We start from the raw sequence: 26,054 nt of genomic DNA on the forward strand, positions 1-26,054 counted from the left end.
GTTTGACCGTGTGACCTGCGGCGTTGGCGTTTGGCGCCCATGTTTTGTACCGTGCGAGAACAAAGTGGCTCCGCCCGTATTCCCTGACCGGCGGGCGGAGCCGCCTTGATTCTCGCTCCGTGCCTCCGGGGCCTCCCGCCGGAGCGCGCGGACGTCCCCTCTGCGCTCTGGAGCTCACCGATGACGGCCACGTCCGCCGACTCAGCCGCCCCCGCCGCCCTCGACATGACCGCGGGAGCGGTCCTCCTCGACATGGACGGCACCCTCGTCAACTCCGACGCCGTCGTCGAACGCTGCTGGCGGCGCTGGGCCGAGCGGCACGGCCTCGACTTCGACGAGGTCATCGAGGTCGTCCACGGACGGCAGGGCTACGCGTCCATGGCGGTGCTGCTGCCGGAGCGGCCCATGGCGGAGAACCACGCCGAGAACCGCGAGATGCTCGCCGCCGAGACCGCCGACATGGACGGCGTCGTGCCCGTGCCCGGCGCCCCCGCCTTCATGGCCGCGCTCGCCCGGCTCCGGCTGCCGCACGCGCTCGTGACCTCCGCCGACGTGCCGCTGTCCACCGGGCGGATGGCCGCCGCCGGGCTGGACCTGCCCGAGGTGCGGGTCACCGCCGAGAGCGTGGGCGCGAGCAAGCCCGACCCCGAGGGGTTCCTCAAGGGCGCGGCGGCGCTCGGCTTCGACCCCGCCGACTGCGTGGTCTTCGAGGACTCCGAGGCGGGCATCCGCGCGGGCCTCGCGGCCGGGATGCGCGTGGTGGGCGTCGGCGCGAGGGCCGCGCGGTTCGGCCCCACCGTGCACGTCGACGACCTGACGCGGGTACGGGTCTCCGACGCCGGGGACGGGCGCATCCGGCTGACGATCGGCTGAGCGTCGGCCGCCGTCCGCGTGAGGCGCGGGGGCGCCGGGGCGCTCAGAGCGCCGTCTCCGCCTCAAGGCTCCGCCGCGTCTCGCGGCCGTACTCGCCCCGGGGGTCGTCGGTGAGGCCGCGGGCCCACTGGTAGCGGGTCACCGCGTCGCTGACCAGGCGGGTGTACGCGCCGTCCGGCTTGCCCGGGTACAGGTGCAGCTGGGCCAGGCGCTCCTGCAGCTCCGCGACCTCGGGGCCCTTGTCGCCCTCGGCCAGGGCCGCGCGGACCGTGGGCTCGTGGCGCGGGGGCGGCGTCGTGCGGACCGAGCCGGTGGCGCGTGCCGTGGGCGGCGGCGGCGAGGACGACGACGGCGCGGACGAGCGCGTGGGCGACGCCGGGGGCGGGGCGAGGCGCGGCTTCACGGGCGCCGTCGCCGAGGGCCGCGTGGACGCCTTGGCCGAGGGCGGGACGGGCTTCGTCGGGTCCGCGGGCGCCGGGGTCGGCGCGAGGGGCAGCGCGTGGTGCCGGTTCGGCTGGTCGGCGGCCGAGGAGAGCATTCCGGCCGCCAGCACGCCGGCGGCGACGACCGCGGCGAAGGCACCGCCCACGGCGAGCAGGGCGTAGGGCCGGCGGCGCTTCGGCGGAACGTCCCGTACGTCGATGGGCCGCGTCGCCCCGAGGCCGGGCGCCCCGGCCGCGCCCGGGGGCTCCACCGGGGGCCGGGTACCCCCGCCGGCCAAGCGCCCCCGCGGACCCGCACCGACCGCCCCCGGCAAGAAGCGGGCCCCCTCGCCGCCCGCTCCCGGCGGCTCCGGCGAGGCATGCGTACCGGCGTCGCCCGCCCCCGGCAGCCCCCGCGAGGCTGCCTTCGCGGCCCGGCGTCCGCCGACTGCGTCCGCCAGCCCCAGCGAGGCATGCGCACCGGCGCCGCCCGTTCCCGGCAGCCCCCGCGAGGCCGCCTTCGCGGCCCGGCATCCGTCGACTGCTTCCGCGAGTCCCTGCGAGGCGTGTGGGTCTGTGCCACCCGTTCCCGGCTGTCTTGGCGAGCCCGCCTCCGCGGGCCCGCGTCCCCCGCCCGCCCCCGGCGGCTCCGACGAGGCGTGCGTACCGGCGTCGCCCGCCCCCGGCAGCCCCCGCGAGGCTGCCTCCGCGGCCCGGCGTCCGTCGACTGCTTCCACGAGTCCCGGCGAGGCGTGTGTGCCGGTGCCGCCCGTCAAGGAGACGAAGGGGCGTATCCGTATCGGGTCGAAGTCCTCGGCGGCCGCTGCCTCCGCGGAGCGTGTGAGGCGGGCCGCCTCCGTCGCGCGCCGGGCGCAGCCGCAGGTCGGGGCCGTGTCCGGTGGGCGCGTCGTCCCGCACTCGGGGCACCGCTGCTCGCCCCGCCGCTCCTCTCCGTCCCGACCCGTCATCGGCCGTTCCCCCTCCCCCACAGCGAATGTCCCTCCCCAGGGAACCCAGGAGATTATGCGGAACCAGGCTTCAACAGGCCATAACCGGTCACACGGACCACGATGGGAAGAGAGGCCCCTCGGCATCCCCGGACCCCCAGGAGGTGTCCATGACGCAGGACGTCAGCGCCCGCCCCGCGGGGCCGGGGCGCGGCCCCGTGCCCGGTCGGGGCAGCAATGGGCACCCGCCCAGCGGCGTACTGGTCTCCATCGGGGCCCTCCTCCTCGGCATGCTGCTCGCCGCCCTCGACCAGACCATCGTCTCCACGGCCCTGCCCACGATCGTCAGTGAACTCGGCGGCATGGACCACCTGTCCTGGGTGGTCACCGCGTACATGCTGGCCGCGACGGCCGCGACCCCGCTCTGGGGCAAGCTCGGCGACCAGTACGGCCGGAAGAAGCTGTTTCAGACCGCCATCGGCATCTTCCTCGTCGGCTCCGCGCTGTGCGGCATGGCGCAGAACATGCCCCAGCTCATCGGCTTCCGCGCCCTCCAGGGCCTCGGCGGCGGCGGGCTCATGGTGCTCTCCATGGCGATCGTCGGCGACCTGGTCCCGCCGCGCGAGCGCGGCAAGTACCAGGGCCTGTTCGGCGCGGTCTTCGGCGCGACCAGCGTGCTCGGACCGCTGCTCGGCGGCCTCTTCACCGAGCACCTGAGCTGGCGCTGGGTCTTCTACGTCAACCTGCCCGTCGGCGTGATCGCGCTGCTCGTCATCGCCGCCGCACTGCACATCCCGGTCCGCGACACCAAGCACACCATCGACTACCTGGGCACCTTCCTGATCGCCTCGGTCGCGACCTGTCTCGTCCTCGTCGCCTCGCTCGGCGGCACGACCTGGGCCTGGGCGTCCCCGCAGATCATCGGCCTCGCCGTCCTCGGCGTACTGCTCGCCGCGGTGTTCGTGGCCGTGGAGCGCGGTGCGGCCGAACCGGTGCTGCCGCTCAAGCTGTTCCGCGTGCGCACCTTCACCCTCGCCGCGGTCATCAGCTTCATCGTGGGCTTCGCGATGTTCGGGGCGATGACCTACCTGCCGACGTTCCTCCAGGTCGTCCACGGGGTCTCACCGACCATGTCGGGCGTGCACATGCTGCCGATGGTGATCGGCATGCTCCTGTCGACGACGGTCTCCGGGCAGATCGTCAGCCGCACGGGCCGCTGGAAGGTCTTCCCCGTGGCGGGCACGGCGATCACCGCGGTCGGCCTCTTCCTCCTCCACCAGCTGGACGAGCACAGCGGCACGGGCGTGATGAGCGCCTTCTTCTTCGTCTTCGGCCTGGGCCTCGGCCTGGTCATGCAGGTGCTCGTCCTCATCGTGCAGAACGCCGTGGACTACCGGGACCTGGGCGTGGCCACCTCCGGCGCGACCTTCTTCCGCTCGATCGGCGCCTCCTTCGGCGTCGCGATCTTCGGCACCATCTTCACCAACCGGCTCGGCGCCCACCTGAGCGACGCCCTCGCGGGACAGCCGCTGCCGCCCGGCGTGAGCGTGCCCGCCCTGGAGGCCGACCCGCGCGGCATCGCGCGGCTCCCCGCGGCGCTGCGCCCCGACGCCCTGCACGCGTACGCCTCCTCGATCACGGACGTCTTCCTCTACGCGGTGCCGGTCGCCCTGCTCGCCTTCGTCCTCGCCTGGTTCCTGCGCGAGGACAAGCTGCGGGGTTCGGTCACCGCGCCCGACCCCACGCAGACCCTTGCCAGCAACCCCGTCGAGCGTTCGTCGTACGACGAGGTGGCGCGGGCGCTCTCGGTGCTCGGTACGCGCGAGGGCCGCAGGCAGGTGTACGAGCGCATCACCGAGCGCGCGGGCTACGACCTGCTGCCCGCGGCGAGCTGGCTGCTCCTGCGCATCGCCCGGCACGGCTCGGTCGAACCCGGCACGCTCGCCGAGCGGACCACGGTCCCGCTGTCCGTGATCACGGCGGCGGCCCGCCAGGTCGAGGAGCGGCACCTGGCCGAACGGCGCGGCCTGGAGATGTTCCTGACCGACGGCGGACGCGAGGCCGCGGGCAGGCTGGCGAAGGCCCGGCAGGAGTCCCTGGCCGAGCTGCTGGGCGACTGGTGGGGCCCGGAGCGCCCGACCGACCTGGCCCGGCTGGTGGAGATGCTCAGCGCCGAACTGTGCGGCTCGGAGTCGGAGCGGCCGCACAACGGCGCGACGGTGGTCCGGGCGGCGTAGGCCCGGCCCCGGCCGGACCCCGCCTCAGCCGAGCTTCTTGCCGTACCAGTGCTCGGCGTAGGGGCGGTCGGTGTACGGCTCGGTCTCCTCGTACCCGTGGCGCGCGTACAGCGCGCGGGCCTCCACGAGGTCGGTGCGGGTGTCGAGGATGATCCGCTCGGCGCCGAGCGCGCGGGCCGCGTCCTCGGCAGCGGCGAGCAGCACGGGAGCGCCGCCGAGCCCGCGCAGCTCCTCACGCACGAAGACCCGCTTGAGCTCGGCGGTCCCCGCGTCGAGCAGCCGCACCCCCGCCGTGCCGCCGGGCTCGCCCCCGTACCGCGCGACGAGCAGCACCCCGTCCGGCGGCGCGAGGTCGGCCCCGCTCTCCGCGGCCACCTCGCGCTCCAGCTCGGCGGGGTCGGTGGGCCGTCCCTCGTGCAGCAGGTACCAGCGGTCGCTGACCTCGGTGTAGTACGCGCGCCAGAGCGCGGCGGCGGCAGCGGAGTCGTACGGCTCGGGAGCGACGGTCCAGGAGGCGGAGGCCGAGGCGGTGTCACGGGCGGAAGCAGTGGTCATGACGGCGATCCCAGACGACGACGGCGGCGCACCGCAAGCGAATTGCCCGCGGAACACCGCCGCCATGACCGGCCCGGCCCGGCCCGGCTCTCGGGCACGGCCCGGTCCAGCGCAAGGGCACGGCCCGGTCCAGCCCGAGGACGCGGCCCGGTTCAGCTCTTGGGCGCCGCCTGCTGCACGACCTCGAAGGACCACACGGTCGACCCGGAGGCGGCCGGCTTCGGCCGTTCGCCGCCGCCTTCGCCACCGCCCTGGTGCGCGGCCTTCATGGGACCCTCCATCCATGCCTGGAAGGACGCCTCGTCGCGCCAGCGGGTGTAGACGAGATACTGGTCCGTGCCTTCGATCGGGCGGAGCAGCTCGAACCACTCGAAGCCGTCGGAGTTCTCCACCGTGCCCGCGCGGGACGCGAAGCGCTTCTCCAGGACCTCGCGCTGTTCCTCGGGGACGGTGAGGGCGTTGATCTTCACGATGCTCATGCGGTCCATCCTGCCGCACGGCCACACGACGGACGCCCCCGAGGCAGGTGCTCCCCGGGGGCGTCCGTCGCGTTCAGGCCGTCAGAGCCGCAGCAGGCGCTCGGCCGTCTCGCGGTAGTCGCGCAGGGCCAGGCGGAGCTGTTCGGTGTCGGTGGTCGCCGGTTCGGCGTGGTGGCCGCCCTCGGTGGGCAGCGCGCCGCCCGGGGCCACGCCCGCGGCACCGCCGTGCGCGGGGGCCGCGGTGCCGCCGTGGGCCGCCGTCTCGCCGTGGGCCGCCGTCTCGCCGGGGGTGAGCCCGACGGCCGGGGTGCCGCCCGGCGCGACGCCGCTGCCGGACGCCTCGCCCGGTGCCGTGCCGGCCGCCGGGGGCCGGGTGCCGTCGGCCGGGGTCGACTGCCAGGACGTGCGCAGGGTGCGGCGGCGCTGCGCCAGAGCGTCCGTGAGGCGGGCGATCGCGTCCTCCAGGACGCTGTCGACCTCCTCGACCGCGCCGCGCGGGGCGTCGACGAAGCCGTTGACGGCGTTCTGGAGGCGCAGGGTCAGCTTGTCGCGCTCATCGGACGGGAACAGAGCGGTGTCAGCCATGCTGTACTCCCCTTCGGGTGATGCCGGTCGAGCGCTTCTCGCTCAGGTGCTTGTCGGAGCGTGCGGTGGAGCGGTGGTCGTGGCCCTCCGTCATGAGGGCGTCGAAGAGCGCCCGCGCGTCGACCATGGCGGCGCGCATCTCCTCGGTGCCCGCCGCGCTCTCCTCGGTGCCCGTCGTGTCGAGCGCCGCGCGGTGCACCCTGCGGTAGCCGTGGACGTGGTGGGCGTGGTGCACGGACAGCGCGTCGATCTGCTCCTCGTAGTGGCCGTCGGCCGGGAACCCGCGGGCGCCGGCCAGCTCGGCGATGAGGCGGTCCGCCTCGGCGACGGCCTGGCGCGGGGAGTCGACGAAGCGCTCCTGGGCGAGGTTCCAGCGGGCGGAGAACTGCTCGTGCTCCGTGGGCTCCAGCGGCCGCGTGCGCAGGTCGCCGTGGCGCTTCACGCGCTCTCCGAGATCGCGCTCGGCGGCTTTCGTGTCGCCGTCGTGGCGTGCGACCGCGTGGTCGTACTCGGGGCCGAACCGGCGCTTGAGGCTCTGCCCGCCGCCCGCACGCAGCCGCCCGCGGTTCAGCACGGCGAGCACGGCGGCGGCGATGACGACGACGACCGCGATCAGAACGATGATCATGACTGTGGACATGGATGGGTGCCTTCCCGGGGGGTGGGCCTTGAGGCGCCGGGGCGAACTCGGCGTACCGCCTCGACGACTGTCCCCCAGACGAGTTGCCCGGAAGTCGCCCGCCAAACGGGCCCGGAGAGGCACCCTGTCCCGTGCGGCCCCGTCAGGGGCGCGGGTTCAGGACGGATGGCGCTCCCGCCACCGCCGGGGCCGGGCCGCTGTCCCGGGGAGGCCCTGCGTCCGCCCGGCGGAGCGACCTAAGATGCGGCAGCGCGTGAGCCGCAATCACGCTCTCGCGGCACCGAGTTGAAGGAGCGTGGTTACGTGCTTGAGCTGACGATGGCCTCCGTGTCCGGGGCGGACGCGGGCGCCACCGCGGGCATGCTCATGGCCGACGCGCCGAGCGAGCCGGGTGCGGTCCTGCGCGTGGGGCGCGACCGGAGCGTCTGCCGTCTGGCGACCCCGGACGACTGGCTGTTCGTGTCCCGTACGCATCTGGAATTCCGCTGCGGCCCCGACGGGACCTGGTCGGTGACCTGGCTGCGCGGCTCGAACCCGGACCCCGCGTCGGAGGTCCGGATCGTCTCCGGGGGAGCGGCGCGTCCGCTCGCCTACGGAGGGACGGCGCCGCTCGGCCGGGGCGGCTCGGGCGAGGTGGTCATCCAGGACCGGTCGGGGCCGCGGAGCGTGAACGTCGGCTTCTACCACGAGGGTTGAGCCGCCGGAGCCCGGGGCGGGCTCAGGCTCGGCGTTCCACCGCCGGCGGCGAGCCCGGCAGGGGCTTGCGGGCCGACTCCGTCATGTACCAGACCGCGATGCCGCCCACGACCGCCGCCGCCATCATGTAGTACGCGGGCATCATCTTGTCGCCCGTCGCGCCGATCAGCGCCGTCACCACCAGCGGAGTCGTGCCGCCGAAGATCGAGACGGAGATGTTGAAGCCGATGGAGAGCGAGCCGTAGCGGACCTTCGTCGGGAAGAGGGCGGGGAGGGTGGCCGGCATCGAGGCCGTGAAGCAGACCAGGAGCAGACCCAGCGCCCCGAGGCCCAGGCCGATCGCCCAGAGGGAGCCCTCGCGGATCAGGAGGAGGGCCGGGACCGAAAGGACGAGGAAGCCCGCGCAGCCCGCGGCGATCACCGGACGGCGGCCCACCCGGTCCGTCAGCGCGCCCACGAACGGCTGGACGCACATCATCAGGGCCATGACGGCCAGGATGACGAGGAGGCCGTGCGTCTCGTCGTACTCCAGCTCACTGGTGAGGTAGCTGGGCATGTAGGAGAGGAGCATGTAGTCCGTGACGTTGAAGACCAGGACCAGGCCCATGCACAGGAGCAGCGCCTTCCACTGACCCGTGACCATGTCGCGCAGCCGGACCTTCGAGCGGGCCTGCTCGTCCTTGTGGGCCTTCTCCAGCTCGGCGGCGAACGCCGGGGTCTCCTCCAGGCGCATCCGCAGGTACAGGCCGATCAGACCCATCGGTCCCGCGATCAGGAACGGGATGCGCCAGCCCCAGGAGAGCAGGTCGTCGGTGGAGAGGAGCGCGGTCATCAGGGTGACGAGACCGGCGCCGCCGATGTAGCCGGCCAGCGTGCCGAACTCCAGCCAGCTCCCGAGGAAGCCCCGCTTCTTGTCGGGGGCGTACTCGGCGATGAACGTCGCGGCGCCCGCGTACTCGCCGCCCGTGGAGAACCCCTGCACCAGCCGGGCGAGGAGGAGCAGGACCGGGGCGCCCACGCCGATCGACGCGTACGACGGGATCAGGCCGATCGCGAACGTGCCCGCGGCCATCATGATCATGGTCAGCGCCAGGACCTTCTGGCGGCCCACGCGGTCTCCGAGCGGCCCGAAGACCATGCCGCCGAGCGGCCGGATCAGGAAGGCCGCGGCGAAGGCGCCGAAGGTGGACAGGAGCTGGGCCGTCGGGTTGCCCGAGGGGAAGAAGACCTTGCCCAGGGTCACGGCGATGTAGCTGTAGACGCCGAAGTCGAACCACTCCATCGCGTTGCCGAGGGCGGCCGCCTTCACCGCGCGCTTGACCATCGCGGGGTCGGTGACGGTGACGCCTGCTGCGGCGTCCGGGGCTACGCCCGCGGGCCGGGGGACGGTCCCCGGTACGGGCTCGGGCTTCCGGAGGGCGACGGGGGTGGCACTCGCCAAGGGTTCGCTCGCCTGCTTTCGGTCGACGACATAGGCGGGGCCGCCCGCGGAAACCGGGGCGGCCCGCGATCGACCATAGGTGCATCGGCCATCATTACGTGCGGTGGCCACTCGGCCGCGTAGCGCCGCAAAACTGCTCCTATGCAGGTCAAACGGCCTTTCTTCAGGCCGTGCCGACGCGCTCCCGCTGTGATCTATGTCGCGGCTCCGGCCGGGAACCACTCCTTCTGCCCCGGATGATCCTTTTCGCGGTAACAGTCCGTGACAGCCCGTAACGGCCCCTGCTGTCTCGTAAGGAGTGGTCCTTCGCGTTTTGGGCGGGCGGTGTGTCCGGAAAGCCGATAGAAAGCGGATATGGCCGTCAGGTGGACCGGCGGCCGCGCGCGTCTCAGAAGACAGGGCCGAAGGCAGGACGATTCGGACGGAGGGCCGACGGGGCGTGGCGGACGTCGAGCACAGGGGACCGGGCAACGCCCTGGGAGCCGAGGGCTCCGGCGGCCCCGGGGGACGGATCGGAGCGGCCCGTGCCGCCCTCTGGCTGATCGCGGCGGTCCTGGCGATCCGGCAGGTGGCCGCCGTCCTGAGCGCTCCCAGGGGTGAACGCCTCACCGACCTGGAGACCTGGATCGGGCCGGAGGGCGTCCTCCGGGTGAAGGGCTCCCTCTACGACGCGGACAGATTCACCGGGACCCCCTTCGCCGGCCTCGTCCTCAAGCCGCTCGCCCGCTCCGGCGAGCAGGCGCTCGGCTGGGTGTGGACCTTCGGCACCCTCGGCCTGGTGATCGCCCTCGGCCTGGTCGCGGCCCGCGCCCTGCCGCGGCCGGTCTCCCGGCGCACCTCGCTGCTCGCCGCCCCCGTGGCGATCAGCCTGCTCATCCTGTCGCTGCCGGTCCGCAACGCCCTCCACCTCGGCCAGACCAGCATCCTCCCGGTGCTGCTCGTGTTCCTCGGCCTCTTCGCCGTGCGCGGCGAGCGGGCCGGCGGCGTCCTGATCGGCGTCGGAGCCGCGCTGCAGCCGACCATGCTGCTCTTCGCCGCCCTGCTCTGGTGCACGGGGCGCAGGAAGGCCGCCGTGTCCGCCGGAGCGGGCTTCGCCGCCTGCACGGCGCTCGCCTGGGCCGCCATGCCGCACGACTCGTGGACGTACTGGGTCCACCACCTCGCGGGAGCGGGCCTCGGCGCGAGCCCGGACGCCGACGCCAACCAGTCGCTGCACGGCCTGCTGCTCCGCCTCGGCCTCACCGGTCCGGTGGAGATCGGCCTCTTCCTGGCCCTGGGCGCGGCCGTCGCCGTCGTCGGCCTGCGCCGCGCGGTGCGCTACGCCGAGGACGGGCAGCTCCTCCTCGCCGTCGCGATCACCGGCTGCGTCGTCGTCGCGGTGTCGCCGACGACCTGGCGGCACCAGCTGCTCTGGGTGCTCTTCGCGGTGGTGGGCCGGGTCGGCAGGCGCCGGTCCGACCGGTACGTGTGGCCGGTCGCCGTCGTCCTCGTCTCCACGCTGCCGGCCACGATGATGCTGCCGAACATGCCGGTCACCGAGCCGGTCCGCGACAACATCGTGCTGATCGCGGCGCTCGCAGCCGCCACGGTCGTGCCGTTCCTGCCCCGCGCGCACCCGCAGTACCGCCGCCCGATCCCGACGGAGTACGCGGAGACCGCGCCCGCCCGCTGGTCCCGGGTGCCCCTCGTGCCGTTCTGGCGGCGTGTCCTCACCCGCCCGAACCTGCTCCTCGAACTGCTCCTGATCCGCGTCGGCTACTCCGCGTACCAGCAGGTCAGGCTCGCGGCGACCGGCGGGACCATCTCCGGGGGCCGGGCCACGGCCGAGCAGCACGGCGAGCAGATCCACGCGACCGAGAAGTTCCTGCACATCGACGTCGAGCACTGGGTCAACCACGCGGTGGCGACGGGGGGCCGCCTGGAGGCGTTCTTCGACTTCTACTACACGTCGTTCCACTTCGTGGTGCCGCTGGGCGTCCTCGCCGTCCTGTACGTGCGGCGCCCCGCCGACTACCGCTGGGCCCGCTCCGCGCTCGGCTTCGCGACGGTCCTCGCCCTCGTCGGCTTCTGGGCCTACCCGCTCGCCCCGCCACGCCTCATGCCGGACCTCGGCTTCATCGACACGGTGCACGGCGCGCAGGACTTCACCAAGCCGAACTACGGCACCCTGACCGACCTCACCAACCAGTACGCGGCGATGCCCTCGCTGCACTTCGGCTGGGCCCTGTGGTGCGGCCTGGTCATCGCGGTCCTCGCGCCGCGGTGGTGGCTGAAGGCCCTCGGGCTGCTGCACCCGCTGCTGACGTTCTCCGCGATCGTGGCGACCGGCAACCACTGGGTGCTCGACGCGGCGGGCGGCGCGGCCGTGGTCGGCGCGGGCTTCGGCCTGACCTGCCTGCTCTCCGGTCCCCGGGTGCGCAGGCCCCTCAGCGGCACGCCGACGGGCGACCGCGCGGAGGACCGTACCCCGAGCTGATCCGGTAGGTGCCGGGCCCGGGCACCGAGAGGCGGGTGAACTCGCCCTGGCGGTCGAGACAGGCGCCCGGCGCCCGCAGCCACGGCGAGTACACCAGGCGGACCGTCACCGAGGCCCGCTCGGGGACGCGGACCACCACGTCGGAGCCCGTGGTGCGGACGACGGACGCGGGCCGCGAGACCAGCGGCACCGGGTCCTGCACGCGGAAGATCCGCCAGTGCGCGTCCCGCCACACCGGTTCCAGCCACCTCGGGCCGCTCGCCACCAGCGCCGCCTCGTCCTCGGCGAACCCGTCCGGCTTGCCCGAGGGCAGCACCACGTACCCGACGGCCCACCTGTCCAGCCAGGCGCGGTAGGTGGCCGCGGAGAACGTGCCGTCGTAGAAGAGGCGCCCGCGCTCGATGTCGAGCTGGCGGTTCCAGCCGCGCGCCATGTTCACGTACGGGGCGAGCGCGGTGGCCTCGCGGTGGTTGCGGGCCGGGACGACCTCGACACGGGTCCGGTCGGCGCCGAGCCGCTCCAGCGCGCGCACCACGCCCTGGGTGTCGGCCGCCCAGGCGGGGACCTTCGTGGAGACGGCCAGGTCGTCGTAGGTCTTCTGGACGACCCACGCGGAGGAGAGCACCAGGGCCACGGCGAGTACGGCCCGCCGCGGCCGGCCGAGCCCCGGCGCGAGCAGGGCGGCGAGCAGCGCGGCGGGGCCGACGAGCTCCGCGAGGCGCTCGACGTTCGTGCCGATGGGGGAGGGGATGAGGTACGTGAGGACGGTCCCGGCCGCGTACACGGCCGCGCCCCGCCGCAGCACCCGCCACTCGCGCGGTGCCGCCGCCACCAGGGCCAGAGCGAAGAGCGCCGGCGGGTAGATCCGGCCGGCCGGCATCAGGTGCTCGCCGCTGAAGGGGAAGAGCAGCGTGGTGGCCGCCACGACCAGGAAGGGCGGCACGATCAGGGCCGCGGCGCGCACCCGGTCGCGTGCGAGGAAGTGGCCCGCGCCCGCCACCACCAGGAAGAGGCCGGCCACGGGGGAGCCCATGGTGGCGAGCGTCGCGCACCCGGCGGCCACGGCCGCGCGCCGCTCCCGTACGAGGGCCAGACAGGCCGCGAGGCCGAAGGCCAGGCCGAGCGCGAACGTCGTGCGGCCGGAGGCGACGTTGCACCAGATGCCGAGCGAGGCGAGGACGGCGGGCCACAGGGGCCTGCGGACGCCGGTGCGCACGATGAGGGCGGCGACCAGCCAGGCGCCCGCGATCCCGGAGAGCACCGTCACGGTCTTCACGCCGGCGGCGGCCATCAGGTAGGGCGAGATGAGGCTGTAGTTGGCGGTGTGCATGCCTCCGTACCAGAAGAGGCTGTACGCGGCCGTCCCGTGCTGCGAGGCGAACCGCGCCCACGCTTCCTGCGCCGCCAGGTCACCGCCTCCCGTGGCGAGGAACACCGCCCACACCGCGTACAGGGGAAGGGTGGGGGCGGTGGCGAGCAGCGGGACGCGGTGTCTGCGGCAGAACGCACGGAACGGGGAGTTCCGCTCGCTGGGCGCGCTGCCGGACGGGGCGATCGAGAAGTCGGCAGAGACCACGGCCACCGTTTCCGTCCTGACGTCCTGTCGTCCTGTCTTCCTGACGTCCTGTCGTCCTGTCGTCCTGAAAGGCAAGGTTCACCTCCCAGGACGCGGCACGCAACGGAAACGTTGGTTCCGTAAAGGGGTCGGCCGGAAGCGGCCGGTCAGCCGGTGCTGACCCGCAGCTCCTTCACACCGTTCAGCCAGGCGGACCGGAGCCTGCGCGGGTCGCCCGTCAGACGCAGGTCCGGCAGGGTGTCGGCGACCGCGTCGAAGATGAGGTCGATCTCCAGGACCGCAAGGGACTTGCCGAGGCAGAAGTGCGGGCCTCCGCCGCCGAAGCCGAGGTGGGGGTTGGGGTCGCGGGTGATGTCGAACGTGCCGGGGTCCTCGAAGACCTCGGGGTCGTGGTTGGCGGAGGAGTAGAAGACGCCGACGCGGTCGCCCGCCTTGATCTTCGCGCCGCCCAGCTCCGTGTCCTGCGTCGCCGTGCGCTGGAAGGAGACCACGGGGGTCGCCCAGCGCACGATCTCCTCCGCGGTGGTCGCGGGGCGCTCGCGCTTGAACAGCTCCCACTGGTCCGGGTGGGTGAGGAAGGCGTGCATGCCGTGGGTGATGGCGTTGCGGGTGGTCTCGTTGCCGGCGACCGCGAGCAGGATCACGAAGAAGCCGAACTCGTCGGAGGAGAGGTTGCCCTCGTCCTCCGCCGCCACCAGCCGGCTGACGATGTCGTCGGCGGGGCACTCCTTGCGGGCGGTGGCGAGGGTCATGGCGTAGGAGACGATCTCCATCGCGGCCTCTTCGCCGGCCTCCGCGGTGACGGCGTACTCGGGGTCGTCGTAGGCGGCCATCTTGTTGGACCAGTCGAAGAGCTTGGAGCGGTCGCCCTGGGGGACGCCGATCAGCTCGGCGATGGCCTGGAGCGGCAGCTCGACGGCGACGTTCGTGACGAAGTCGAAGGAGCCGTCGGGGCCCGCGTTCCCCAGGGCCGCCGCGACGACGGAGCGGGCGCGGGCGCGCAACGCGTCCTCCAGCGAGCGGATGGCACGGGGCGTGAAGCCGCGCTGCACGATCTGCCGTACGCGGGTGTGCTCGGGCGGGTCCATGTTGAGCATGATCAGCCGCTGGGCGTCGATCGCGTCGCGGCTGATCGACTCGTTGAAGCGGATGATCGCGGTGTTCAGGTAGGAGGAGAACAGCTCGGGGCGCGTGGAGACGTACTTGACGTCCTCGTGCCGGGTGACCGCCCAGTACCCCGCGTCGTCGAAGCCGGAGACGCGGGGCGGCTGGTCGATCCAGCGCACCGGGTCCGTCTGCCGCAGGGTCGCGAACTCCGGCAGCGGTACGCGCGTGTGGAGCAGGTCGGGGTCGGTGAGGTCGAACCCGTCGGGCAGCGCTGGACAGGGCATCGGCAACTCCAGATCTGGCGGGGTGGCGCTCAGTTCTGACGGGGTATCAGGAGATGTGCTCGCAAGGTAGTAACGGGTTCTACAAGTGGCAAGACCCTTGCGGCGCCGGGGTCCGGCTCAGCAGACTGCTGTGCAGAACTAGAACGCGTACTAGTTGCCCCCGCGAGCCGCCGGGACGGCTCGCGGGACGTGGACGGAGAGGACCAGCCCCATGGCCGCGGAACCTGTCATCGTCGAAGCCGTACGCACCCCCATCGGCAAGCGCGCGGGCGCGCTCGCCAACCTCCACCCCGCCTATCTGCTCGGGGAGACCTACCGCGAACTCCTCGGCCGCACCGGCATCCACGCGGACTGCGTCGAGCAGATCGTCGGCGGCACCGTGACGCACGCCGGGGAGCAGTCCATGAACCCGGCGCGCACGGCCTGGCTCGCCATGGGGCTCCCGTACGAGACGGCGGCGACGACGGTGGACTGCCAGTGCGGCTCCTCGCAGCAGGCGAGCCACATGGTCGCCAACATGGTCGCCGCCGGGGTCATCGACGTGGGGATCAGCTGCGGCGTGGAGGCGATGTCGCGGGTGCCGCTGGGGTCCGGGTCCAAGCACGGCCCGGGGAAGCCGTTCCCCGACGAGTGGAACGTGGACCTGCCCAACCAGTTCGAGGCCGCCGAGCGGATCGCCCGCAAGCGGGGCCTCACCCGCGAGAACGTGGACTCCCTCGGGCTCATCTCGCAGGAGCGGGCGGCCGAGGCGTGGTCGGAGGAGCGCTTCAAGCGCGAGACGTTCGCCGTCCAGGTGCCCACCACCGAGGAGGAGCAGGCGGCCGGGCAGGGCATGTGGCGGCTCGTCGACCGGGACGAGGGGCTGCGCGACACGACGATGGAGGCGCTCGGCGGTCTGAAGCCGGTGATGCCGACCGCCGTGCACACGGCGGGCAACTCCTCGCAGATCTCCGACGGGGCGGCGGCCCTCATGTGGGCGTCCAAGCGGATGGCCCGGGCGCTCAAGCTGAAGCCGCGGGCGCGGATCGTGGCCCAGGCGCTGGTGGGCGCCGATCCGCACTTCCACCTCGACGGGCCGGTCGACGCGACGCGGGCCGTGCTCGGCAAGGCGGGGATGTCCCTGAAGGACATCGACATCGTGGAGGTCAACGAGGCGTTCGCCTCGGTGGTGCTGAGCTGGGCGCAGGTCTTCGGGCAGGACCTGGAGAAGGTGAACGTCAACGGGGGCGCGATCGCCCTCGGCCACCCCGTCGGGGCGACCGGGGCGCGGCTCATCACGACGGCCCTGCATGAGCTTGAGCGGCGCGACAAGGAGTTCGCGCTGGTCACGATGTGTGCGGGGGGTGCGGTGGCTACGGGGACGATCTTGCAGCGGCTGTAGTGGGCGGAGGGCTCTCCCCCTGCCTGGCTCCGTGTGCCGCCGTCACCGGCTCCGCCGAGTTCGTCCTCAAGCGCCGGACGGGCTCTCATGGGTGCGACGGGCGGGTCCTTGAGGGTGGCTTCGCGCCCCGTCATCACCGGCTCCGCCGGGTTCGTCCTCAAACGCCGGACGGGCTTTTGTGGGTGCGACGGGCGGGTTCTTGAGGGTGGCTTCGCGCCCTGTCATCACCGGCTCCGCCGTGTTCGTCCTCAAGCGCCGGACGGGCTCTTATGGGTGCGACGGGCGGGTTCTTGAGGGTGGCTTCGCGCCCCGTCATCACCGGCTCCGCCGGGTTCGTCCTCAAGCGCCGGACGGGCTTCTGTGGCGCGCCGGACGGGCTTCTGTGGTGTGCCGGGCGGGCTTTTGTGGGTGCGCCGGGCGGCTGCCTGGCTCTGCGGGTGGCAGCAGGCAGAGGCGGCACCCCGCCCAGGGGTGCCGCCTCTCACCGCTCGGGCACAGCGGCAGCGCGTCAGTACCAGCCGTTCGCCTGCCAGTGCGCCCACGCGCCGGCCGGGCTGCCGTAGCGGTCGTTCATGTACGTGAGGCCCCACTCGATCTGCGTCTCGGGGTTGGTCTTCCAGTCCGCGCCCGCCGACGCCATCTTGGAGCCGGGGAGGGCCTGGACCAGGCCGTACGCGCCCGAGGAGGAGTTCGTCGCGCTGGGGTTCCAGCCGCTCTCGTGCGAGACGATCTTGTCGAAGGCCGCGAACTGCGCGGGGTCCTTGATCTTCTGCTTCGCGATGGCCTTCGCGGACGCCGGCGCGGCGGCGGGAGCGGCGGCCGGGGCCGGGGTCTTCGTGACGGTCGGGGTGGCTGCCTGGGCGGGGGCCGCGGCGAAGACCATGCCGGACGCGGCAGCGGCGACGAGGCCGCCGGTGAGGGCCTTCTTCGGGGAAGCGATGCGGCGGACGAGCGAGGCGGGCACGGAGGACCTTCCGGTGGGGGACGGGGGGTCGCGGTGCGTGCCGTGGAGTGCGGGGGCACGCGGGGTGGGGCGGCGACCGGGGGCCCTTGGTGAGGGATCGGTGCCTTGCGACTCACCCAGAGAAACAGGGGTGCCGCCCTGCCGCAATGGCCCCCTTTACTAGTGGACGCCGGAATCAGTGGCTTTCTGCCGTGTGTGAGCTGGGTCTCCATCGCCAGGTCAGGCGCAGTTTTGAGGCGTCCGCGTCAACGCCGCGCGCTACGGCCCCGCCTCGTAGAGGACCAACGTCCTGTGGGCCGCCTCACGAATTCACCGCCCCGGGATGACCGAGCGTGCGGATGCGCCTACGGACCGGGCGCCTCGAAGGTGACCGGTGCCTCGAAGGCCGCCCGCCGCGTGGCCCGCCGCAGGGCCTTGAGCACCGCCGGTCCGAGCGCGAGGCTCAGCAGGACCGTGACGACCGCCCGCGGCAGGTCCCAGCCCATCGACGTGGCCAGGCAGTACGCGAGGAAGCGGCCCAGGTTGTCCGGCAGCGGGTCGCCGGGGACGAAGGAGACGCCGGTGGCGAGGCCGCCGAGGTAGGGCCAGCCCTGGAGGTTCATCGCCGTGCCGTAGGCGACCGACGACACCGCCCCGTACGCCGCCAGCATCCACAGCTCGCCCCGGCCCCGCAGCCGGTCGGGGCCCGGCAGCAGGCCCGCGCCCATGCAGACCCAGCCCATCGACAGCATCTGGAACGGCATCCACGGCCCCACCCCGCCGGTGAGCAGCGCCGACGCGAACATCGACACCGCACCCAGCACGAACCCGAAGCCGGGCCCGAGCACCCGGCCGCTCAGCACCATCAGGAAGAACATCGGCTCGATGCCCGCCGTGCCCGCGCCCAGCGGCCGCAGCGCGGCGCCCGCGGCGGCGAGGACGCCCAGCATCGCGATGGCCTTGGCGTCCAGGCCGACGTCCGCGATGGTCGCCACGGCCACGGCGAGCAGCAGCGGCAGCAGCGCCGCGAACAGCCAGGGCGCGTCCTGCGCGTGGTCGGCGAGGCCCGACCCGCCGTCCGCGAGGAGCGGCCATCCGAAGGCGGCCACGCCCACGGCGCTGACCAGCACGAGCGCGGCGACCGAGCGGCCGCCGAGACGGATGGGGCGGGACCGGCCCCGCGCGGGAGGAGTGCTCACGGCGTGCCCTCCGCCACGGTCAGCGCCTCGCGCACCTGCGCCACCGTCAGCCACTCCCGCGGCGCCAGGATCTTGGTCACCTGCGGCGCGAAGGAGGGGGAGGAGACCACGACCCGCGGGGTCGGCCCGTCCGCGACGACCTCGCCGTCCGCGAGGATCACCACGCGGTGGGCGATCTCCGCGGCGAGTTCCACGTCGTGCGTGGCGAGGACGATCGCGTGCCCCTCGGCCGCGAGCGAGCGCAGGATCGCGACGAGCCGGGCCTTGGCCGCGTAGTCGAGGCCGCGGGTCGGCTCGTCGAGCAGGAGCAGCGGCGGGCGCGCGGTCAGGATGACCGCCAGGGCGAGCGCGAGGCGCTGGCCCTCGGAGAGGTCGCGGGGGTGGGTGTCGTCCGCGATGCCGGGCAGCAGCTCGCCCACCAGGGCGCGGCAGGTCCCCGGCGCCGCGTCCGCGTCACGGTCGGCCGCCGTGCACTCGGCGGCGACGGTGTCCGCGTAGAGGAGGTCGCGCGGCTCCTGGGGGACGAGGCCGACGTGCCCGATCAGTTGGCGCGGGGCGGTGCGGTGGGGGACGGCGCCGCCGACGCGGACCGTGCCCGACGTGGGTTCGAGCAGGCCGACCAGGGTGGCGAGCAGGGTCGACTTCCCCGCGCCGTTGCGGCCCATCAGGGCGACGGTCTCGCCGGGCGTGACGGTCAGGTCGACGCGGCGCAGCGCCTCGACCCGCCCGCGCCGGACGGCGAGAGCTGCCACCGAAGCCGCCGGTGCCGCCTCGGCGGGCGCCCCCTCGGCGGTGCGGTCCCGGCGCGTCCAGCGGCTCCTGCGCTCGGCACGCTCCGGCCGCCGGGCAGCCGCCTCCTCCCGGCACGGCACGTCCGCGAGCCGGTCCCGCAGCGCGCCCGCACGGCGCCGCGCGTCCCGCACGGTCAGCGGCAGCGGCGACCAGCCCGCGAGGCGGCCCAGCGCCACCACCGGGGGGTAGACGGGCGAGCGGGCCATCAGCTCCGCCGGGTCGCCGAGCACCGGCGGCTCGCCGGGCGCCGCGAGCAGCAGCACCTGGTCCGCGTACTGCACGACCCGCTCAAGGCGGTGCTCGGCCATCAGGACCGTCGTGCCGAGGTCGTGCACGAGCCGCTGGAGCACCGCGAGGACCTCTTCGGCGGCGGCCGGGTCGAGCGCGGAGGTCGGCTCGTCGAGGACGAGGACGCGGGGGTGCGGGGTGAGGACCGAGCCGATCGCGACCCGCTGCCGCTGGCCGCCGGAGAGCGTGGCGATGGGCCGGTCGCGCAGGCCGGCGAGGCCGAGGAGGTCCAGCGTCTCCTCGACCCTGCGGCGCATCACGTCGGGGGCGAGGCCGAGCGACTCCATGCCGTACGCCAGCTCGTCCTCGACCGTGTCCGTCACGAAGTGCGCGAGGGGGTCCTGGCCGACGGTGCCGACGACGTCGGCGAGTTCGCGGGGCTTGTGGGTACGGGTGTCGCGGCCCGCCACGGTCACCCGGCCGCGCAGTGTGCCGCCGGTGAAGTGCGGCACCAGGCCGCTCACGGTGCCGAGCAGCGTCGACTTGCCGACCCCGGACGGGCCGACCAGCAGCACCAGCTCGCCCTCGGGCACGGCGAGATCGACGCCCCGCACGGTGGGCCCCGCGGCTCCCTCGTACGTCACCGAGACGTCCTCGAAGCGGATCATGAGGTCTCCTCGGGAAGGGGCGGGGGCGGCTTGCGGAGCTGGACGGGGGGCTTTCCGCGGGGCGGCGCGGGGGCCTGTTCGCCCGTGGGGACGGGGGCCACGAAGCCCGGCAGGAGGCCGATCAGGGCCGCCGCCGCGGGCCACAGCGGCAGCGTCGGCGCGAGAAGCGGTACGACGCCGGGGTTCAGGGCCGCCGGGTCGGAGGCGGCAGCCCAGACCGTCAGGGCCGCCACGGTGAGGCCGGACCCGGCGACCAGCCAGGCGCGCACGCCCCAGCGGTCGGGCCGGTAGCGGGTGCGCACCGAGCGGCGACCGCCGAGCCGCAGCCCGGCGAGGGCCGCGAGCAGACCGCAGGCCAGGACGGGCAGCCCGTAGGAGGCGCCCTCCGCGGTGAGCAGCCCGTACGTACCGACGCACACGCCCATCAGGCCGCCGAGGGTCAGCACGGCCGTCGCCCCGCGCACCCGGCGGGAGACGGCGGCGCTGCGCCCGAACCCCCGCGCGTCCATCGCGGCGGCCAGCGCGACCGACCGCTCAAGGGCGCCTTCGAGGACCGGGAGCCCGACCTGGAGCAGCCCCCGCACCCCGCGGTCGGGGCGTCCACGCAGGCGGCGGGCGGCCCGCAGCCGCCGCACGTCGGAGATGAGGTTCGGCGCGAAGGTCATCGCCACGACGACGGCGACCCCCGCCTCGTACAGCGCGCCCGGCAGCGACTTGAGCAGCCGGGACGGGCTGGCCAGGGCGTTGGCGGCGCCGACGCAGATCAGCAGGCCCGCCAGCCTGATCCCGTCGTAGAGCGCGAAGAGCAGGCCCTCCGCCGTCACCCGGCCGCCGATCCGCACGCCCCTGGCCCAGTCGGGCAGCGGGACCTCGGGGAGCGTCACGACGGTGTGCGTGCCGGGGACCGGCGAACCGAGCACCACCGCGAAGACCAGGCGGATGCCGATCACGACCAGGCCCAGCTTCACGAAGGCGCCGTACGACTTCGCCCAGGGCGCGGACGTCCTGCGCGCCGCCACGACGTACCCCGCGACGCCGATCAGCAGGCCGATCAGGAGCGGGTTGGTCGTGCGGGACGCGGCGGTGCCGAGGCCGAGGGCCCACACCCACCAGGCGCCCGGGTGCAACGCGTTGCTCCGGTGCGCCTCGGGGGCGAGGCGGCGCCCGATGCGGCCGGGCGCGCCGCTGCCGTGGTGCGTCATGGTGCCGTCCGTGTCCGGTGCCGCGTCAGCCGCGGCGGCGCCGGGTCTGCCAGAGCGCGGCGCCGCCCAGCAGCGCCACGGCGGCGACCCCGGCGATCAGGCCCACGGAGGGCCCGCCGTCGTCCGAACCGGCCTCGGAGTCGGCGGCGGTGTCCGCCGCGGACTTCTTCCGTCCGCCGTCGCCGGAGACCTGCTCGCCGCAGCCCGTCCTCGGGTAGCCGTCGATGGCGCAGAGCAGCGCCTTGCTGTCGTAGCGCAGCGGCTTCGCGACCGAGGCCAGCGCCTCGGCGCTGGTGGCGTCCGCGGCGACGTGCGCGCAGGCGGTCCGCCGCCCTGGCGGCTGCTCGCCGCCGGGGGCGTCCTGCGCGCGGCCGTAGTCGATGACGAGGGCGACGCGCTTGCGGCCGTCCTCGGCGGGCGTGTCCGCGCAGATGTCCCGGAAGCGGGCGGGGCCGCGCGGCCGGGCGGCGTCCTTCGAGTCCTCGGAGACCGCGAAGCGGAACCCCTGCACATCACCGTCGTCGGGCCGGGCGGTGCCCGGGCCCTGGGTCGCGTACGTCCACGCGTCGCCGTCGCGGTCCCAGAACGACCAGTAGCGGTAGCCGGCGGCCGAGGCGGGCGCGGCGGCGAGGAGGCCGAGCAGGGCGGCGACGAGCGCCACGGCCGCCGGGCGCCCGCGCCGGGAACGGCCCCGCGTCACGGCTGCTTCTTGCGGTTGCCGCTGTACAGGAAGCCGATGCCGATGCCGGCGACCATGCCGACGCCGATGATCCACCAGATGCTGACGCCGCCGTCGTCGTCCTTCTCCTCGTCCGCGTCGGCCGCGGACGGTGACGCGGACGCGGTCCTGGGCGCCGGGCCCTGGGCGTTGAGCTGCTCGACCAGGTTCGCGCCGCCGAAGTCCCGCGGGTCCATGCCCGCGGCGTGCGCGGCGAGGACCAGCTGGGCGTAGGCGGCGGGTCCCGACTGCTCCGCCCAGTCCGCGGAGTTCTCCGCGAGCCACTCGGCGGACTTGCGGGCCTGCTCCCGCTGCCCGGCGGCGGCGAGCGCGAGCACGGAGTCGGCGGTGTTGCCCTGGTCGGGCTGGTCGTCGGCGCCCGGCATCGAGGACATCAGGTGGTCGTCGGTCTCGCCGAGGGTCTTCAGGAGGTAGGCCGTGCCGTTGCTCGCGGCCTGCGACGCGGAGTCCGGCTCCGCGCACTCCGGGGTGCCGGAAGCGGCCTTCTTCGCGGGCTCCACGACGAGGCCCCTGCCGAGGCTGCCGAGCACACCGGCGGCGGTGGCGTCGGCGTTCGGGGAGAGCTTGCCGGACTTGGCGTCGGCGAGGCCGAAGGCGCCGTCGCCCTTGCCGCAGTCCATGGCGAGCTTCGGCAGCGCGTCGTAGGCGGACTTGCCGGACTTCCGCACGCCCGCGGGGTTCTCGCCCGCGGCGGCGAGCGCGCCGACGGCGATGCCGGTGGAGTTGGCGTCGGAGGGCAGGCCGGGGTTGTAGCCCCAGCCGCCGTCCTTGTTCTGCACGGACTTCAGCCAGCCGACGCTCTTGTCGACCGTCGCCGCCAGGCTCTTGTCCTTCTTCGCGAGCGCGGCGAGGGCCTGGACGGCGGCGGCGGTGGAGTTGCTGTCCACGGGCGTCTTGGCGTCGCACGGCCGGCCGGCGTCCGCGCGGTACGCCGCGAAGCCGCCGCTCGCGCACTGCTGGCCGGTCAGCCAGCCGACGGCCTTGGGAGCGGGCTCGACGCCCGCGGTGTGCTGGGCGAGCAGGGCGTACGACTGGCGGAAGACGCCGTCGAACTTCGGGTCGGTCTTGCCGTAGAGGCCCGAGGGGAGCGCGGCCGACGGCGACGGCTTCGGGTCGTCCGCGAAGGCCGCCGGTGCGGCGGCCGAGCCGAACACGGCCACGGCGGCCAGGACCGCTGCGCTGCGGCGAACGTTCATGATGCGGCGGGTTGCCTCTCCCTGCGGGGAGCGGGGCGGCGCGGCGCCGTGCGAGCACGGCCTCCGGGCGGCTCCGGCTCCGTATACCTCGACGGTGCCGCTCACCGGGGTCCGGTGAAGCGAGCCGGTCACGCTCCGCGCCGGGCATTCCGGCTCACCACGGACCCCGTGGCTGACGGCTGCGGGGCAGAGGGGCAGAGCCACCGGGGTCACGACACGGGCTCAGCGCCGGATTCGCACCGGCTTCCCCTCGCGCGGACGTGAGGACGACCCGCCCACTCTACCGGCCGGGGCCGTGCCCCTTCCGGTCACACCGCCACGTAGGTGACCGGATCGCTCCCCGCCACCGCCTCCACGCGCCCGAGCCCGACCAGGCGCCGCACGTGCGCCTCCGCCTCCGAGACCGCGATGCCGCGGCTGCCGGCGGGGATCTCCGCCCACGGCCGGTTCCACTCCATGCGCTCCGCGAGCCGCCAGGGAGTGAGCGGCTCGCGGAGCAGGGCCAGCAGCCCGGCCAGGCGGTCCTCGTGGTGGGCGAGGAGTTCGCGGACGCGGGCCGGGGCGCCGGTGAAGGCGTGCTGGTGGGCGGGGAGCACCTCGGCGGGGCCGAGGCGGGCGACCCGCTCCAGGGAGTCCAGGTAGTCGGAGAGGGGGTCGGTGACGGTGTCGTCGTCCGGGTCCTCGTAGAGGCCGATGTGCGGGGTGATGCCGGGCAGCAGGTGGTCGCCGGAGAAGAGGCGGCCGTTGCCGGGGAGCCCCGCCGGGTGGTCCTCCTCCAGGTGGAGGCAGACGTGGCCGGGGGTGTGTCCCGGGGTCCAGATCGCGCGCAGCCTCCTTCCCGGCAGGTCCAGGAGCTCGCCGGGGGTGATGGTCCGGTCGGGGAGCGCGGGGCGGAGGCCGGGCAGCCGGCGGGGGCGGCCGTCGGCGGCGGCGCGGAGCAGTGGGGCGACGTGCTCGGCGGGGGCGCCGGCGGCGGTGAGCTTCGCGGCCATGTAGCCGTACCAGTGCTCGGCGGGGGTGGAGCGGGTGCGGCGCACCACGGCCGCGTCCGCCTCGTGCAGGGCGATCCAGGCCCCGGAGACCTCGCGGACCCGCGCGGAGAGGCCGTGGTGGTCGGGGTGGTGGTGGGTGATGACGACCCCGGTCACGTCCTCGACGGCGGCGCCGCACGCGCCGAGCCCCGCGGTGAGGGTGGACCAGGACGCGGGGTCGTCCCAGCCGGTGTCGATCAGGACGGGGCCGCCGTCGGTGTCCAGGAGGTGGACGAGGGTGAAGCCGAGGGGGTTGTCGGGGATCGGGACCTTGATGCTCCAGACGCCTCCGCCGTGCCCGGTCACGGGCGGACCGCTCGGCCGTGCGCCGCTCACCCGCGTCATGGGCGCCCTCGTCTCTGCTCGCTCCGTGCCGCTCGCGGTCCGCGATGCGGCCACCGCCACTATAACGAGAACCGGTTTCAGTCGTTGCCCAAGTCGGCCGACCGGCACGGGCGTTGGGGGCCGTCGGTGGCCGCGCGCTCCCCGTGGACTCCTGCAAGTAGAACTGGTATCAGTTCTGATAGGCAGTCAGGTACCGACGCGCAGCCACCCCGCAGCCGCCCCGCAGGAGGCAGTCAGCCATGACGGAGCTCGTGGAACACGGACAGCTGGTCATCGGCGGGGAGCTGGTCGACCCGCTCGGCAAGGGCGTCATCGACGTCGTCTCGCCGCACACCGGCCAGGTCTTCGCCCGCGTCCCGCACGCGGCCCCCGCCGACGTGGACCGCGCCGTCGCCACCGCGCGCAAGGCGTTCGACGAAGGGCCCTGGCCGCGCATGACCGTGGACGAGCGGATCGAGGTCGTCACCAGGATCAAGGACGGCTTCGCGGTGCGGCACGAGGAGATCGCCCGCATCATCAGCTCCGAGAACGGCACCCCGTACACCTCAAGCGTGATGGTGCAGGCCCTCGCCGCCATGATGGTCTGGGACGCGGCGCTCACCGTCGCCCGCGACTTCCCCTACGAGGAGCCGCGCGACGGGGTGCTCGGCAGGCTCCTCGTCCGCCGCGAGCCCGTGGGCGTCGTCGCGGCCGTCGTGCCGTGGAACGTCCCGCAGTTCACCGCCGCCGCCAAGCTCGCGCCCGCGCTGCTCGCCGGCTGCCCGGTGATCCTCAAGACGTCGCCGGAAGCGCCCCTCGACGCGTACGTCCTCGCGGAGATCGCCGCGGAGGCGGGCCTGCCCGCCGGCGTGCTCTCGGTCGTCTGCGCCGACCGCGAGGTCAGCGAGTACCTCGTCGGGCACCCCGGCGTCGACAAGGTGTCCTTCACCGGCTCCGTCGCGGCCGGCAAGCGCGTCATGGAGGTCGCCGCCCGCAACCTCACGCGCGTCACCCTGGAACTCGGCGGCAAGTCCGCCGCGATCGTGCTGCCCGACGCCGACGCGGCGAGCGCCGTCGCGGGCATCACCCCCTTCGCCTGGATGATCAACGGCCAGGCGTGCGTGGCCCAGACCCGCATCCTGGTGCCCCGCACCCGCTACGACGAGTTCGCCGAGGCCTTCGCCGCCGCCGCCTCCGGACTCACCGTCGGCGACCCCATGGACCCCGCGACCGAACTCGGCCCGCTGGTCGCCGAGCGCCAGCAGCGGCGCTCCCTCGACTACATCCGCATCGGCCAGGAGGAGGGCGCGAAGGTCCTCGCGGGCGGCGGCCGTCCCGCGGGGCTCGACCGGGGCTGGTACGTCGAGCCGACCCTTCTCGGCGGCGTCGACAACTCGATGCGCGTCGCCCGCGAGGAGATCTTCGGGCCCGTCATCTGCCTGCTGCCGTACGGCGACGAGGACGAGGCCGTGCGGATCGCCGACGACTCCGACTACGGGCTCAGCGGCAGCGTCTGGACGGCGGACGTCGAGCGCGGCATCGACGTCGCCCGCCGGGTGCGCACCGGCACGTACTCCGTGAACACCTTCAGCCTCGACATGCTCGGTCCCTTCGGCGGCTACAAGGACTCCGGCCTGGGGCGGGAGTTCGGGCCCGAGGGGTACGGCGAGTACTTCGAGCACAAGATGATCCACCTCCCCCCGGCGTACACACCGGCGGCCGACGCGGCGGGCCCGGGGGCGGGTGCCTGATGGGCGACCGCTGGCACGTCGAGGTCGACCGCTCCCTCTGCGTCGGCTCGGGCATGTGCGTCCTCACCGCGCCCGGCGGCTTCGTCCTCGACACCGCCCGGCAGTCGCACGCCGCGGCGCCCGAGTCCGACGCCGACGAGAAGATCCTGGAGGCGGCGGAGAGCTGCCCCGTGGAGGCGATCACGATCACGCTCGCCCAGAGCGGCGAGACCGTGTTCCCGCCGGAGGACTGAGCGCCCGCCGGAGGACTGAGCGCCCGCGCCGCCGCCCCGGCCGGGGCCG

22 protein-coding genes are annotated in these 26,054 nt (G+C 74.2%); 7 read left to right on the forward strand and 15 right to left on the reverse strand.

Annotated features, from left to right (window positions below):
- The first annotated feature begins 180 nt into the window (after nucleotides 1-180).
- Nucleotides 181-873 carry an HAD-IA family hydrolase gene (locus tag AB0I16_RS29540; protein ID WP_363252670.1) on the forward strand — a complete coding sequence of 231 codons (693 nt, stop codon included), beginning with the start codon at nucleotides 181-183 and terminating at the stop codon, nucleotides 871-873.
- Between the two features lie 43 nt (nucleotides 874-916).
- Here AB0I16_RS29540 and AB0I16_RS29545 read toward each other — a convergent pair whose 3' ends face one another.
- On the reverse strand, nucleotides 917-1,567 hold the full coding sequence (locus AB0I16_RS29545; protein ID WP_363252671.1) for a peptidoglycan-binding protein: 651 nt from the start codon (nucleotides 1,565-1,567) through the stop codon (nucleotides 917-919).
- A gap of 845 nt (nucleotides 1,568-2,412) precedes the next feature.
- Here AB0I16_RS29545 and AB0I16_RS29550 point away from each other — a divergent pair.
- The gene (locus tag AB0I16_RS29550; protein ID WP_363252672.1) at nucleotides 2,413-4,479 is read left to right on the forward strand and encodes an MFS transporter; all 2,067 of its coding nucleotides are present in this window, start codon (nucleotides 2,413-2,415) and stop codon (nucleotides 4,477-4,479) included.
- A gap of 24 nt (nucleotides 4,480-4,503) precedes the next feature.
- Here AB0I16_RS29550 and AB0I16_RS29555 read toward each other — a convergent pair whose 3' ends face one another.
- The 4 genes from AB0I16_RS29555 to AB0I16_RS29570 form a co-directional block, all read right to left on the reverse strand.
- On the reverse strand, nucleotides 4,504-5,034 hold the full coding sequence (locus AB0I16_RS29555; protein ID WP_363252673.1) for a GNAT family N-acetyltransferase: 531 nt from the start codon (nucleotides 5,032-5,034) through the stop codon (nucleotides 4,504-4,506).
- Nucleotides 5,035-5,186: 152 nt separating this feature from the next.
- Nucleotides 5,187-5,513 (reverse strand): antibiotic biosynthesis monooxygenase, encoded by a 327-nt coding sequence (locus AB0I16_RS29560; RefSeq protein ID WP_363252674.1) that lies wholly within the window; start codon nucleotides 5,511-5,513, stop codon nucleotides 5,187-5,189.
- 81 nt (nucleotides 5,514-5,594) lie between these two features.
- Nucleotides 5,595-6,098, reverse strand: coding sequence for a hypothetical protein (locus AB0I16_RS29565; protein WP_363252675.1), 504 nt, complete (start codon nucleotides 6,096-6,098; stop codon nucleotides 5,595-5,597).
- Entirely contained in the window at nucleotides 6,091-6,738 is a 648-nt protein-coding gene (locus tag AB0I16_RS29570) for a hypothetical protein (RefSeq protein ID WP_363252676.1), read from the reverse strand. The genes AB0I16_RS29565 and AB0I16_RS29570 overlap by 8 nt, the downstream gene beginning before the upstream one ends.
- Nucleotides 6,739-7,041: 303 nt before the next feature.
- On the opposite strand from AB0I16_RS29570, the gene AB0I16_RS29575 reads away from it, so the two are divergent.
- Nucleotides 7,042-7,434 (forward strand): hypothetical protein, encoded by a 393-nt coding sequence (locus AB0I16_RS29575; RefSeq protein WP_363252677.1) that lies wholly within the window; start codon nucleotides 7,042-7,044, stop codon nucleotides 7,432-7,434.
- Between the two features lie 22 nt (nucleotides 7,435-7,456).
- Here the strand turns inward: AB0I16_RS29575 and proP are convergent, their stop codons facing one another.
- Nucleotides 7,457-8,875 (reverse strand): glycine betaine/L-proline transporter ProP, encoded by a 1,419-nt coding sequence (gene proP / locus AB0I16_RS29580; protein ID WP_363252678.1) that lies wholly within the window; start codon nucleotides 8,873-8,875, stop codon nucleotides 7,457-7,459.
- A 439-nt stretch (nucleotides 8,876-9,314) separates the two neighbouring features.
- On the opposite strand from proP, the gene AB0I16_RS29585 reads away from it, so the two are divergent.
- A complete protein-coding gene (locus AB0I16_RS29585; RefSeq protein WP_363252679.1) occupies nucleotides 9,315-11,351 on the forward strand; it encodes a bifunctional glycosyltransferase 87/phosphatase PAP2 family protein in 2,037 nt (678 codons plus the stop codon).
- Here the strand turns inward: AB0I16_RS29585 and AB0I16_RS29590 are convergent.
- Nucleotides 11,302-12,906, reverse strand: a complete 1,605-nt coding sequence (locus AB0I16_RS29590; protein WP_363252705.1) for a hypothetical protein — start codon at nucleotides 12,904-12,906, stop codon at nucleotides 11,302-11,304. The genes AB0I16_RS29585 and AB0I16_RS29590 overlap by 50 nt on opposite strands.
- Nucleotides 12,907-13,073: 167 nt before the next feature.
- Nucleotides 13,074-14,318 (reverse strand): cytochrome P450, encoded by a 1,245-nt coding sequence (locus tag AB0I16_RS29595; RefSeq protein WP_363252680.1) that lies wholly within the window; start codon nucleotides 14,316-14,318, stop codon nucleotides 13,074-13,076.
- A 211-nt stretch (nucleotides 14,319-14,529) separates the two neighbouring features.
- On the opposite strand from AB0I16_RS29595, the gene AB0I16_RS29600 reads away from it, so the two are divergent.
- Nucleotides 14,530-15,699: a steroid 3-ketoacyl-CoA thiolase gene (locus AB0I16_RS29600; protein ID WP_062780201.1), complete on the forward strand. Its 1,170-nt coding sequence runs from the start codon at nucleotides 14,530-14,532 to the stop codon at nucleotides 15,697-15,699.
- A gap of 508 nt (nucleotides 15,700-16,207) precedes the next feature.
- Here AB0I16_RS29600 and AB0I16_RS29605 read toward each other — a convergent pair.
- From AB0I16_RS29605 to AB0I16_RS29635, 7 genes are all read right to left on the reverse strand, one after another.
- Entirely contained in the window at nucleotides 16,208-16,663 is a 456-nt protein-coding gene (locus AB0I16_RS29605) for a transglycosylase SLT domain-containing protein (protein WP_363252681.1), read from the reverse strand.
- A 344-nt stretch (nucleotides 16,664-17,007) separates the two neighbouring features.
- Nucleotides 17,008-17,841: an ECF transporter S component gene (locus tag AB0I16_RS29610; RefSeq protein WP_363252682.1), complete on the reverse strand. Its 834-nt coding sequence runs from the start codon at nucleotides 17,839-17,841 to the stop codon at nucleotides 17,008-17,010.
- Nucleotides 17,838-19,529 (reverse strand): ATP-binding cassette domain-containing protein, encoded by a 1,692-nt coding sequence (locus AB0I16_RS29615; RefSeq protein ID WP_363252683.1) that lies wholly within the window; start codon nucleotides 19,527-19,529, stop codon nucleotides 17,838-17,840. Before AB0I16_RS29615 ends, AB0I16_RS29610 begins: the two co-directional genes overlap by 4 nt.
- A complete protein-coding gene (locus AB0I16_RS29620; RefSeq protein WP_363252684.1) occupies nucleotides 19,526-20,731 on the reverse strand; it encodes an energy-coupling factor transporter transmembrane component T in 1,206 nt (401 codons plus the stop codon). Before AB0I16_RS29620 ends, AB0I16_RS29615 begins: the two co-directional genes overlap by 4 nt.
- A 25-nt stretch (nucleotides 20,732-20,756) precedes the next feature.
- The gene (locus tag AB0I16_RS29625; protein WP_363252685.1) at nucleotides 20,757-21,431 is read right to left on the reverse strand and encodes an SCO2322 family protein; all 675 of its coding nucleotides are present in this window, start codon (nucleotides 21,429-21,431) and stop codon (nucleotides 20,757-20,759) included.
- Nucleotides 21,428-22,666, reverse strand: coding sequence for a prenyltransferase/squalene oxidase repeat-containing protein (locus tag AB0I16_RS29630; protein WP_363252686.1), 1,239 nt, complete (start codon nucleotides 22,664-22,666; stop codon nucleotides 21,428-21,430). Before AB0I16_RS29630 ends, AB0I16_RS29625 begins: the two co-directional genes overlap by 4 nt.
- Before the next feature lie 308 nt (nucleotides 22,667-22,974).
- A complete protein-coding gene (locus tag AB0I16_RS29635; protein WP_363252687.1) occupies nucleotides 22,975-24,042 on the reverse strand; it encodes an MBL fold metallo-hydrolase in 1,068 nt (355 codons plus the stop codon).
- 239 nt (nucleotides 24,043-24,281) lie between these two features.
- Here AB0I16_RS29635 and AB0I16_RS29640 point away from each other — a divergent pair, with 239 nt between their 5' ends.
- On the forward strand, nucleotides 24,282-25,772 hold the full coding sequence (locus tag AB0I16_RS29640; protein WP_363252689.1) for an aldehyde dehydrogenase: 1,491 nt from the start codon (nucleotides 24,282-24,284) through the stop codon (nucleotides 25,770-25,772).
- A complete protein-coding gene (locus tag AB0I16_RS29645) occupies nucleotides 25,772-26,005 on the forward strand; it encodes a ferredoxin (RefSeq protein WP_363252690.1) in 234 nt (77 codons plus the stop codon). The genes AB0I16_RS29640 and AB0I16_RS29645 overlap by 1 nt, the downstream gene beginning before the upstream one ends.
- Nucleotides 26,006-26,054: the final 49 nt, after the last annotated feature.

It is taken from the genome of Streptomyces sp. NPDC050703, assembly GCF_040654435.1.
Lineage (GTDB): Bacteria > Actinomycetota > Actinomycetes > Streptomycetales > Streptomycetaceae > Streptomyces.

Coding starts and splice junctions, on each gene's coding strand:
- AB0I16_RS29540 (WP_363252670.1), top strand. CDS start 181: ATGACGGCCACGTCCGCCGACTCAGCCGCCCCCGCCGCCCTCGACATG.
- AB0I16_RS29550 (WP_363252672.1), top strand. CDS start 2,413: ATGACGCAGGACGTCAGCGCCCGCCCCGCGGGGCCGGGGCGCGGCCCC.
- AB0I16_RS29555 (WP_363252673.1), bottom strand. CDS start 5,034: ATGACCACTGCTTCCGCCCGTGACACCGCCTCGGCCTCCGCCTCCTGG.
- AB0I16_RS29560 (WP_363252674.1), bottom strand. CDS start 5,513: ATGAGCATCGTGAAGATCAACGCCCTCACCGTCCCCGAGGAACAGCGC.
- AB0I16_RS29565 (WP_363252675.1), bottom strand. CDS start 6,098: ATGGCTGACACCGCTCTGTTCCCGTCCGATGAGCGCGACAAGCTGACC.
- AB0I16_RS29570 (WP_363252676.1), bottom strand. CDS start 6,738: ATGTCCACAGTCATGATCATCGTTCTGATCGCGGTCGTCGTCGTCATC.
- AB0I16_RS29595 (WP_363252680.1), bottom strand. CDS start 14,318: ATGCCCTGTCCAGCGCTGCCCGACGGGTTCGACCTCACCGACCCCGAC.
- AB0I16_RS29600 (WP_062780201.1), top strand. CDS start 14,530: ATGGCCGCGGAACCTGTCATCGTCGAAGCCGTACGCACCCCCATCGGC.
- AB0I16_RS29615 (WP_363252683.1), bottom strand. CDS start 19,529: ATGATCCGCTTCGAGGACGTCTCGGTGACGTACGAGGGAGCCGCGGGG.
- AB0I16_RS29620 (WP_363252684.1), bottom strand. CDS start 20,731: ATGACGCACCACGGCAGCGGCGCGCCCGGCCGCATCGGGCGCCGCCTC.
- AB0I16_RS29630 (WP_363252686.1), bottom strand. CDS start 22,666: ATGAACGTTCGCCGCAGCGCAGCGGTCCTGGCCGCCGTGGCCGTGTTC.
- AB0I16_RS29635 (WP_363252687.1), bottom strand. CDS start 24,042: ATGACGCGGGTGAGCGGCGCACGGCCGAGCGGTCCGCCCGTGACCGGG.
- AB0I16_RS29640 (WP_363252689.1), top strand. CDS start 24,282: ATGACGGAGCTCGTGGAACACGGACAGCTGGTCATCGGCGGGGAGCTG.
- AB0I16_RS29645 (WP_363252690.1), top strand. CDS start 25,772: ATGGGCGACCGCTGGCACGTCGAGGTCGACCGCTCCCTCTGCGTCGGC.